The organism is Psychrobacter immobilis (assembly GCF_003148585.1).
Taxonomy (GTDB): Bacteria; Pseudomonadota; Gammaproteobacteria; order Pseudomonadales; family Moraxellaceae; genus Psychrobacter; species Psychrobacter immobilis.
The window spans coordinates 42,434-52,091 of sequence record NZ_QGGM01000019.1 but is presented as its reverse complement, the minus strand read 5'-3'; the positions used below and the strand labels follow the sequence as shown (position 1 = coordinate 52,091).

At 41.6% G+C, this 9,658-nt stretch carries 11 protein-coding genes; 4 read left to right on the top strand and 7 right to left on the bottom strand.

Going from position 1 to position 9,658, the window contains the following annotated elements; translation table 11 throughout:
- The 3 genes from C8D84_RS12810 to C8D84_RS12800 form a co-directional block, all read left to right on the top strand.
- A partial coding sequence (locus C8D84_RS12810) for a transposase (RefSeq protein WP_146192897.1) occupies window positions 1-177 on the top strand: 177 nt, incomplete at its 5' end.
- A gap of 877 nt (window positions 178-1,054) precedes the next feature.
- Window positions 1,055-1,345 (top strand): type II toxin-antitoxin system Phd/YefM family antitoxin, encoded by a 291-nt coding sequence (locus tag C8D84_RS12805; RefSeq protein ID WP_087813576.1) that lies wholly within the window; start codon window positions 1,055-1,057, stop codon window positions 1,343-1,345.
- Window positions 1,342-1,596 carry a Txe/YoeB family addiction module toxin gene (locus C8D84_RS12800; protein WP_087813577.1) on the top strand — a complete coding sequence of 85 codons (255 nt, stop codon included), beginning with the start codon at window positions 1,342-1,344 and terminating at the stop codon, window positions 1,594-1,596. Before C8D84_RS12805 ends, C8D84_RS12800 begins: the two co-directional genes overlap by 4 nt.
- A gap of 1,164 nt (window positions 1,597-2,760) precedes the next feature.
- On the opposite strand, the gene C8D84_RS12795 is transcribed toward C8D84_RS12800, so the two are convergent.
- The 7 genes from C8D84_RS12795 to C8D84_RS12770 form a co-directional block, all read right to left on the bottom strand.
- Window positions 2,761-3,729 carry a DNA-binding protein gene (locus tag C8D84_RS12795; protein ID WP_109592609.1) on the bottom strand — a complete coding sequence of 323 codons (969 nt, stop codon included), beginning with the start codon at window positions 3,727-3,729 and terminating at the stop codon, window positions 2,761-2,763.
- A 135-nt stretch (window positions 3,730-3,864) separates the two neighbouring features.
- On the bottom strand, window positions 3,865-4,161 hold the full coding sequence (locus C8D84_RS12790) for a hypothetical protein (protein ID WP_227522864.1): 297 nt from the start codon (window positions 4,159-4,161) through the stop codon (window positions 3,865-3,867).
- Window positions 4,148-4,435, bottom strand: a complete 288-nt coding sequence (locus tag C8D84_RS12785; protein ID WP_109592611.1) for a BrnT family toxin — start codon at window positions 4,433-4,435, stop codon at window positions 4,148-4,150. The genes C8D84_RS12790 and C8D84_RS12785 overlap by 14 nt, the downstream gene beginning before the upstream one ends.
- 8 nt (window positions 4,436-4,443) lie before the next feature.
- The gene (locus C8D84_RS12780; RefSeq protein ID WP_045448298.1) at window positions 4,444-4,659 is read right to left on the bottom strand and encodes a type II toxin-antitoxin system RelB/DinJ family antitoxin; all 216 of its coding nucleotides are present in this window, start codon (window positions 4,657-4,659) and stop codon (window positions 4,444-4,446) included.
- Between the two features lie 84 nt (window positions 4,660-4,743).
- Window positions 4,744-5,700 carry a replication initiation protein gene (locus C8D84_RS12775; protein ID WP_109592607.1) on the bottom strand — a complete coding sequence of 319 codons (957 nt, stop codon included), beginning with the start codon at window positions 5,698-5,700 and terminating at the stop codon, window positions 4,744-4,746.
- 327 nt (window positions 5,701-6,027) lie between these two features.
- On the bottom strand, window positions 6,028-6,198 hold the full coding sequence (locus tag C8D84_RS13765; RefSeq protein ID WP_170108308.1) for a hypothetical protein: 171 nt from the start codon (window positions 6,196-6,198) through the stop codon (window positions 6,028-6,030).
- 198 nt (window positions 6,199-6,396) lie between these two features.
- Window positions 6,397-6,738, bottom strand: a complete 342-nt coding sequence (locus tag C8D84_RS12770; protein ID WP_109592605.1) for a hypothetical protein — start codon at window positions 6,736-6,738, stop codon at window positions 6,397-6,399.
- 261 nt (window positions 6,739-6,999) lie between these two features.
- Between C8D84_RS12770 and C8D84_RS12765 the strand changes: the two genes are divergently transcribed.
- Window positions 7,000-9,648, top strand: coding sequence for a MobA/MobL family protein (locus tag C8D84_RS12765; RefSeq protein WP_109592603.1), 2,649 nt, complete (start codon window positions 7,000-7,002; stop codon window positions 9,646-9,648).
- Window positions 9,649-9,658 lie beyond the last annotated feature (10 nt).

Genomic DNA, 9,658 nt, shown 5'->3' with positions numbered 1-9,658 from the left:
TTGGTTGAAACGGTGTTTGGAGAGCTTAAAAACTTGTGCCAAATCGAACACTCACGCCATCGTAGTGTGACGGGGTTTAGCACAAACTTGCTGTCGGGTTTGATTGCTTATTGCTGGTTTCCCTATAAGCCCACCATCAAAAACATGCCTCAGCAGGGACAGGTAGACACATTGTAAATAGTATCAATGAGTTACAATGTGGCTTATCCCGAACTGGGGTTAAATATTAAATTATCGTTTCATTCAAATATCAAGTTGTATCTGTTTTTGCCGAGGGACGAGGCACGAAGCTAACCATTAAAGAAAAATAGCCTATGCCTCGCATATTTCACGACCATTAAAGAACTCAAATCTACAGGCCATACTTCTTACTCTTAGTTAGTTTCTCCATCAAACAGCATCAAAGACAGTGTCCAAAGTATTGATAGTCTCGTTGACGCTGGCGGTAATACTGACAGCGCGCGCATGAAAGGCATGGCGGCGGTTGCAGGTGCTTTGAAAGCTAGAGCACTCGCTAAAGACGCTGCTAGTGCTGCGCAAGGACTGGCTGGCGGTATCAATGCTAATAGCCTAAAAGGCTGAACCGCCCTGAGATTGTCGGAGACTCAACATCCTGAGAGAATACGACAATAAAAAAATAAAACTACGCCCTTTGATCTTTATTTAAAGGCATCACAACGCCATATAAAAATCGATTTAATGCAGTAAGGCTTGATAATAACCATTATATTGCATTCATAATTGCTTTTCTGCAAAATGGTATGAGTATATGAGTATATGAGTATATGAGTATATGAGTATATAAGTATATAAGTAAAATTTGTTTCTTTCGACAATATAAGGCGGCAAACGTGCCAAGAAATTTAAACTAAGATCAATATGTCAGCTTTCATATGTACGTTTTAAAAAGATACATGAAGACATATCAAATTATCCCTTTGCTTCTTACTAATGTATGTACAGATATAAGTACAGATATAGTATATACTAGTGTAGCATTTAACCTATAATGATAGGTCATATAACCAACATAATTAAACGTGGAGTAATTATTATGGACGTTGTGAACTACACTGATTTTAGAAAGAGCTTAGCAAAGTATATCGATAAGGTAGACACTGATAAAGGCCCGATATTAATTACAAGACAAAATGCTAAACCGACGGTATTGATGAGTTTAGAAGAGTTTAACTCGTATGAGGAAACACTGCATCTTTTAAGCAGCCCTACCAATGCCAAGCGTCTCAGACGCTCTATTGCTGATGCTAAAGCTGGTCGCTTGATTGAACGTGAGATTGATGCCAAAGATATGCCACTCACTTTTGATGATGAGGTAGACGCTTGATACTATCTTGGACGGAAGACGCGTGGGAGGACTATGAGTACTGGCAAAGAACCAGTAAAGAGAAAGTCAAACAGATCGGTAAGCTGATTAAAGCCATCAAACGTGACCCATTTAAGGGTATTGGCAAACCTGAACCACTCAAACATGACCTTGCAGGCTACTGGTCTCGTCGAATTGATCAAGAGCATCGGCTGGTTTATGAAATTCAAGATGATGCGATCATTATCGTCCAGTGCCGTTATCATTACTAAGCAAAGGTATAACAGCTCAAAAAGTGCCTGATTTATAATTAGGCACTTTTTCATAGTGATAGGTAGTTAGTTAATGTCCAGAAACGTTCTTTAATTCTTGAGACATCTCAGCAATCAACTGACGCGAGTACTTAGCCACGATTTGTATTTCAGAATAGCTATGGTCAACCTTTAAGAGACTTGCGATGATTTGACGCTTCTTAGTAACGGGTCTACGGCTTCTATGTTTATTTTCTGCTTTAGCCTAAGTAATTTAAAAATGCCCTAGATATTAAAAACCTAATCTATATGACAAACAAAAAAATGCCTCTGGGAGTTGACTCCTAGAGGCATTTAGTTTTTAATGTAATTAACGGTTACAGTGTGCGTCAACACGCTGTAACGAACAAATAAGCATCTGAAGTGCGTTATTTGAACAGCATTAAATGCCCGTATAAGTGCATTTTATCTTAAAGTCTGCTCAATATCAATATACCTACCGTATACTTATTCGCTCGTTACATCCTCGTGCAGCTCTCTCTGTAATTGTTACCCGTCAAATGGGTGGCAGGCCTCGGTGACGACTGCGTTTGACATAAGGGTGAGCTCCCTACAGGGGTGACTAGACAAAGGATCAGAGCAACGCAATGAGTGGTTACTCGTGCATATCGTAGCGGTATATTGGGTTTAGGCCCTTGCTAGCGTATGACAGCACAGTAGCGGTTAAGAGCGTGTCTAGGCGGTGCTATCAGCCGTAATCTTAACAACCGTAGCTTGATACAGTGATACGGTCTTGATGACGCGATGGGCGATGAAGTCGGCATGACTAATCACATCAAATTCAAGGAATGCACTAAAGTGTTTGTGAGTATTTTATCTACTCATAATCGCTTTAGGGTGAGTGTTCCTTGAAATCTGCTCAAGGCTCCAAAATCAGCATAAATTCACTTAGGCTAATTTAAGTAGTATATAGCCCACTCGGCTATATACTATAAGAGTCCAGAGAAAAATTTAGAATAGTTATTATACAGCAGTCACTTATTCAGTGAGTCGATATTGTCATGGTTGATTCATAAGCTTAGTGTGAATAGAACGAGATCTATGCCTTGGGTAAACTACCTCCCAAACTTATAACTGTTCTTTATCTTGAAATCCTAATTAAACTGAAACCTCGAATACTTTTATTTAGTCAGCATCCAAAGTATTATCTTTGTTTTGAATAAGTATCAGAGCATCTTGTGCTTTCTTAAGTTGATCTTGTAACAGAGTCACTTGTTCTTGCTCCGATAGGTGATGGCTTGATAGCTCGCTATACTGCTTATTCAGTACGCTATGCTCAGCTTCAAGCTTAGCCTGTGTTTGGGTCAGCTGATCGTTGAGTCCTGATAGCTTGTTACGCTCAGCGACTATGGCCTTTAACTCCCCTTTGACTTCTGCTGTGTCAGTCGCTATCTCATTGCGTTCAGTGGTGACTTTCTTTAGCTCATCCTTAGTCGCGATCAGTTCTATTTGCAGACGTGAAATTTCTGCTTTATCGCTATGAGCAGTGGCTTCAAGCGCGGCCACTTTTGATAAGTTGACGTTAAGCTCTTTTGCTTGCTGATCAAAGCTGCTGCGCAGCTCTGCAAGTTGCGCTTGGGCTGCATCTGTTTTAGCTTGCTCAAGCTCAAGCGCGTGCTGAGTATCACTGAGCGTCTGTAACAACGTGTCACGCTCAGCAGTCACTTGAGCTGCGGTGATAGCGGCTGCCTCTGCGGTTGCTGTGACCTCATCGAGCTGCCCTAACAGATCAGCTTGCTCACTCTCTAGGGTCTTAACCGCCTCTTGCGCCTCGTCTGTCTCAGCTTGTGCCTTGGTCTTAATGCTCTCTAGGGCTTCACGCTCTTTCACCAACCGATCATTGGCGATATCAATAGCCGTTTGCCACATATCCGCACCAAGCGACTGTAAGCGCTCAGCAATGCCACTTGGCAGCTCAACCTGTCTTAGCTGCTCTTCTTCTTGATTATCCTGACGCCAAGACTTCATCGCCTCACTGATGGTTGTGAATGAACCACCGCCCAAAGCCTTACGCACCTCAGCTAATGTTGGCTTAATTCCTTGTTCTTGCAATTGGTCGGCAGTAGCATGAATTTGCTGAATAGTGATGGCCATGATAATTGTCCTTAACTTTGTATGAGTAGATATGTTGTATTATATGTATATAGTATAATACAACATACAACATACTACAATGCAAGATGTAAAAAAACCTCAAGTAATCTTGAGGCTATGGTCGTTAAATTATGGCTAGTGATCAGTTAAGTACTCTTCTAGCGCATTATTGATCATTTCTTGATAGTCACCACCTGTTTGCTTGGCTCTATCCTTAAACTTAGCAAGGATGCTTGGGCTGATGACACTGGGTTCCGTAGAGGACGCTTGCGTTCTGATACTGCCACGGATAGCACCTGACCAGTCGGTGGCTTCTGGAATGTCGGATAGATCAATGTCGTCATCGCTAAGCGTGGCTAAATGCTCTAAATCTGCTTGCTGCTTGGCGGTTAGTGGCGGTAACTCGTCTATGTGATAGCTAACTTTGTTCATACTGTCTCCTTTCACTCTTTGTGGCACGCCTAGCAGAGATAATGCGTATAACCTCGCCACCATCTATGTCTGTCTGCGTATGGGCTACTAATAAGACTGCTATGCCGTCTACTGTACCCAGCGCCTGCCACCGCTCCTCACCATTTTCATACCTGTCTTGCTGACGCAGGCATAAAAGGTCTAGAAAAACCCGGGTAGCTGCCTCAAATGATAAACGGTGTTTGCACTGATTGGTGATGTTTTTTTGTTCATCCCATTCAAATCTAATACTCATCTTTTCTCTCAATCAGTATGCTCTTTATAGATTGGCAATTCATCTTGACTGACAGCTGCTACTTTCTGATACTCAAAAGATAGTGGCACTTTATTGGTTTGCGCCACTTGGGTCAAAAATAATTTGATCGCTTGAGACGGTGTTAATCCATAGCTTTCAAATACCGAAAAAGCATTTTCTTTTAGCTCTTGATCGAGCCTAATATTATAATTAGTTGTCGTCATAACATCACTTTTGGCTTATTTATGTACATATAATATAAGCCATTTGTATAGGCTACGCTAGCTCAATTACTCTTTTTTTCTTTGCTATGATTTCTGCTTAGGGAACGTATAGCCTATCGCCAGTAAGTGCTTTTTGTGGGTCTTTAAAAAAGCCTCATCTCTTAATTGAGTGTGTAACCAACTAATAACCTCTTGAGTGCTTTTACCTGATGGTGCGTAACTGCCAAACGGTGCGTAGTTGGCCAACAAAGGGGCAAAACGATCAATTTGTTTAACGGTTAGAGGTGGGATATCTCTATCCTCATTATTCTGATTTAAGTCCTCCAGACTTTTTTTCTTGGTAGGCTTCGCTTTGACATTAAATTTTAGTCCCGTGACGGTGCGACCACGTTTGACGTTTTCATAGGTGATTTTAACATCTGATTTTTCTGTTATTTCTTCAACGCTTGGGTTTATGACTCGACTTTTTAGGTTGTTAATACGTTCGTAAGATTTAGAAAGAGCCAGCTCCTCTCTAATTTCCTCAAGTGACATTGTCCACGAGCTCATTGCCTCATGTTTTTTGGCCAGATGGTATATATCTATTGAATACTCACCCTTTAGCTTAAGTACATCTTCTTTTTTGTATTTAGTGAATGGATTATTTTCATCAAAAACCTTTAACATCAGTAATACTTCATCTGTAAAACATAGAGACACATAGCCATCTTCATATATTGACCTGATGACCCACTGTACATTGACACGGCTACCGCGTTCATTTCTATAACTAAAAAACCGCCTCATCATCGTTTCACTAGCATCTTTTAATTGAGTATAAGCAGAATCCACTTGAATGTTGCAAGCCTCTGCAAATGCTTTCGCGGTTATCTCTATAGTGTCTTTTTCAGTGGCATCTATCAAACGCACTACTGAGCTAGCGAGCAACAGTAACCGCTTTTCATCAAGTGTCATTTCGTAAAATGCTTGAAGAATACGATTTTGCATAACAACCCAATTTGCGGGGTATTTCTTCTCATATACATCAACTTGGTTAGTCATATCCACGCCTTAATGCTCAAATCTATCCAATTGTAGCATAATACCTGCTGATTGTAGCTTTTAACCTAGCTGATTGTAGCTTTTAACCTAGCTGATTGTAGCATTAACCTAGTTGATTGTAGCTTTTTAAAGTTTACAGCCCTTTAAAATAAAGGGCTTCAAGCGACCTAAAAGTCTTTAAAAGTACTTAAAAGTAAAAAATATATTTATGTTTAAATAATAAGAAAAAAAGCCAAAGAACCGACGAATTTGAGATGATAATATGAGCGACCAATCACTTATAAAACTGATCAGTATCTCAAAACACTATGGTCGATTTACTCGGTATCAATCTTTATTCTCATAGTTTGGATCAAGCTTTGATCTTTGAAAATCTTCAAAAGCACGGTCAAAGATATTTTGAATATCTTCATCTATCATTCTGGACAACACTGTTTTCACATTCTCAATATCAATCTCATTTTTTGTAGATAGTTTGCCTTCATTTTCAGTAGCCATTGTTGATAACCCTGCAAACATCTCTCAAAGTACTGCTAAAACGCTCAAAAACCCCTCTTATATGCATTTTAAGCTCTGTTCGATATGATGGTAGCTAAAACCATTTTAAAACGCTTAAAACAGCCGATAATCGCCTCCTGATCTTTCGCTAATTAGCAGATGATCAAGCTGTACCGTCAATTAGGTAATTTCTAGAAGCTACTGCGCTGATGAATCATCATCAAACAATGAACCGTGCTCATTGTCATGATTGTCCTTAGGGGGCGTAAAGCTGCTTGGTGCTACCTGAGCTTTACTTTGTATTTTATTGGCAATTGCTTTCAAAAACTCACGGTGTTTTTTTAAACGAACGTAACTTTCATTATCATGTGCGTCTAAAAATATGGCTTGTAGCTCATGATTTTCATCATCGTCTAATGCGTTGGCCAACCATTCTCCCAACACCTGATGTGCCTCAAGCCTGTCCTGATTGATTTCTTTTTTGAGAGCCTGCAATTGCTTCATCTTATCTGCGAATAAATCGTCTGATATTATTGACATTACCTCATCCTTTTATAGTCAACTATGATAGAGTTGATCCTAGCAGCGTAGACATAGGGATGCAAGGTAGTAAAATACACAAGGCCACATTTTTTTGTGGGCGCAGTAGTATTTTAACCCTCTGTTAAGAGCGAACTTAGGAGTTTATGTAAAAAAGACCCACAAGGGGTACTATTTTTTTACATAAACTCCGTCGTTCGGCAGGGGGCGAACCCCCTACAACCCCCAAAAAATCATCTCTCAATATTGGGTTTTTTTGCTATGAATAATAAAGGGTTTCATCTGTCGGTTAGCGCCGTTAGTAAGGCGAAAAATCATAGCGTGGTGGCAAAGTCGGCTTATAATTCTGGCTCAAAACTGGTTGATGAGCAGTCAGGAGTCGTCCACGATTACACCAGTAAAGCTAAAGACAAAATCTTAAATTTAGTGGACAGTGATGGTACTAAATACACGCAAGTTATTGAGAAAAATGTGATGCATACGGCGTTGATAACGCCAACTATTGCTGGGGATCTAGCAGTGACACGTGAGGGTTTTTGGAATGATATCGAACGCATTGAGACTCGTAAAAACGCGCAATTGGGTACTGAGATTGATGTGATGTTTCCTGATGGAATCACCGCTGATCAGCGTATAGTTCTGGCCGAGCGCTACGCTCAAACCTTATCTGATCGCTATAACGTGCTTGTCGATGTGGCCATTCATCGGCCCCACAGTCACGAGAAACATGTGGGGGAGGTTGAAGTGGTTGAGCTGACCAGTCGTAACTTTCATGCCCATATTTTACTCTCAAGCCGTGAGATAGTAGCGGATGTTGAGGGTTATGCTTTATCAGCACGCAAGAATTGGTTGCAGTGGTCAACGGAGGAGCGGTTATCTAAGGGGTTAAACGGACGTGGCGATGAGCTTAAATATCAACGCACCCTTTGGGCGGATATGGCCAATGAGCTACTGCCTAAGAATAAAACCATTAGTGAGAAATCCTACCGTGAGCTGGGCATCAATCGTTTGCCAAAAATGAAACTGGGTAAATCACTATATAAGGATATTCTCAAAGGCAATCGTTCAGTGATTCACGAGTACAACGAGACGATTGATGAGATCAATGCTTACATTGAAAAAAATGGTTTAGTAATTGAGTACGACGACAAGGGACGTATTGACCTAGAAAGCAATGAACAAGAGGTTAACGGCGTCACAATACATTATAAAAAGCGTAAACCCTTTGCGCGAATTGAGCTCAGTAATATCCGCTTTGTAGATCCTGCCGCTGAACTTGAACCCGCTATCCCTAAAAGTAACAGTCAGACGCATAGTGATGCGGCCAATGATCACGTACTTGATGAGCTTTTAGCAATCTCAGACGATTTTGAGCAGCAAAAAAAGATGGTACGCAGCGCCTTATTCTCAACCATTGATAGGCTGCATGAAGAGTTAGCACACCAGTCTAAACAGACCATCACTATTGACAAAAATATTAAAAGCACACCGAGGTTCACCGAAGAGGTGGGACAGGATTACAGCACGTCCCGCCAAAAAATGATTGAGCTTACCAAGCAAATAAACACAAAAGAGAAAAGCGAGGCTCTAAATGAGGCTTTAGCGTTGGTTGAGCAGTTTAGACAAGATGATACCCTACAAACAGGCCGCGCTGTTAGCCGTCTTGAAGAGCAGCTGTCACAGATTGATAAAACGGTGCTGAACAATAAAGCGGTGCTAAAAAAGCTGATCCCGCTTAATAATGAAGTCGTTGCTGACTACAAAGGGTTAAAGGCCACCCTAAAACCATTTGCCGCAAAGCTGAATAAACTGGCGACTGGCTTTAAAGCACTTGATGAGATTGATATTGAAAAATCCGACTTATCCTTACAGTGGGATCAAGCGTTTGCGGATCTACAAGAGATAGACGTCACCAATAACATGGACACTTATCATAAGTTTGCCGCATTTGCAGATCTGGATGTTGAGCGCTTTAAATACCTTGAAAAAGAGCGTGAGGCGCTCAGTACGTTAAAAGCAGTAGAGGTAGACGCGGATGCTTACACTCGTTTAACGGCATTGACCGCTGATGTTAAAGCGTTTAAGACCACAAATAATGAAGACATCAAACAGTTAAAGCAGCAAATTAATACCAGTCAAAAAACCTATCAGCGCCTGTCGCCGTTTTATGAGCAGCGTATCGCCTTACTGGATCAAAGTGAAGCTGTGATTGTGCAAGATGATGACCTATACGATGAGATTACCCGTACCAAGACCACTCAATTGAACGCAGATCGGCTTGATGACTGGCGCAACCGTACGATGGTGCTTCACCACCAGCTCAATAAAGCACATGAGCAAGCAAAGCTTAAGGAAGAGGCTGAGCGCGCACGAGAGGAGGCTTTAACCAGGCGGCGAGTAGCTTTACAACAGAGACGGCAGCAGGCATCTCTTAAGCGTCAGCGAATCAATGAGACCAAAGCATATCGAGATCGATTTGACAATTTAGTGGTACGGGTGCGTGACCGCGTTGATGCCCTTGATTTTAAGGCCGTTGATGCACCGATCGAAGTGATCAACGCGGCTGAGGCGGTTGCCGCACAAGCATTTATATTCACCACTCTAAAACGCGCTGACAGCTTTACGACACTACAAAAGAGTTTACGAGACACCGATGCCAAAAAAATTGCAACGCAGGTGCAGAAGGCAGCAACATCGCTGTGGCAACAGCTTGAGCGCTTGCCTGACAATCAAGATAAGGTCGAGGTATTAACCCAGATCAATGAGCGCTTTGAGCACGTTCCTGCTATCACCATAGATGCGGCAACGCTCACGCAAACCGTGACAGATCATTTGCAAAAAACGAAGAGCGCTATCCAAGCGCATGAACAAGCACAAACACGCCGCTACCCATCACCACGTCCATTTTAGGCGGCATTAT

What these genes read in the sequence shown, in the direction of transcription:
- C8D84_RS12805 (WP_087813576.1), top strand. Translation starts at nt 1,055, where the DNA reads ATGGACGTTGTGAACTACACTGATTTTAGAAAGAGCTTAGCAAAGTAT.
- C8D84_RS12795 (WP_109592609.1), bottom strand. Translation starts at nt 3,729, where the DNA reads ATGGCCATCACTATTCAGCAAATTCATGCTACTGCCGACCAATTGCAA.
- C8D84_RS12790 (WP_227522864.1), bottom strand. Translation starts at nt 4,161, where the DNA reads ATGAACAAAGTTAGCTATCACATAGACGAGTTACCGCCACTAACCGCC.
- C8D84_RS12785 (WP_109592611.1), bottom strand. Translation starts at nt 4,435, where the DNA reads ATGAGTATTAGATTTGAATGGGATGAACAAAAAAACATCACCAATCAG.
- C8D84_RS12780 (WP_045448298.1), bottom strand. Translation starts at nt 4,659, where the DNA reads ATGACGACAACTAATTATAATATTAGGCTCGATCAAGAGCTAAAAGAA.
- C8D84_RS12775 (WP_109592607.1), bottom strand. Translation starts at nt 5,700, where the DNA reads ATGACTAACCAAGTTGATGTATATGAGAAGAAATACCCCGCAAATTGG.
- C8D84_RS13765 (WP_170108308.1), bottom strand. Translation starts at nt 6,198, where the DNA reads ATGGCTACTGAAAATGAAGGCAAACTATCTACAAAAAATGAGATTGAT.
- C8D84_RS12770 (WP_109592605.1), bottom strand. Translation starts at nt 6,738, where the DNA reads ATGTCAATAATATCAGACGATTTATTCGCAGATAAGATGAAGCAATTG.
- C8D84_RS12765 (WP_109592603.1), top strand. Translation starts at nt 7,000, where the DNA reads ATGAATAATAAAGGGTTTCATCTGTCGGTTAGCGCCGTTAGTAAGGCG.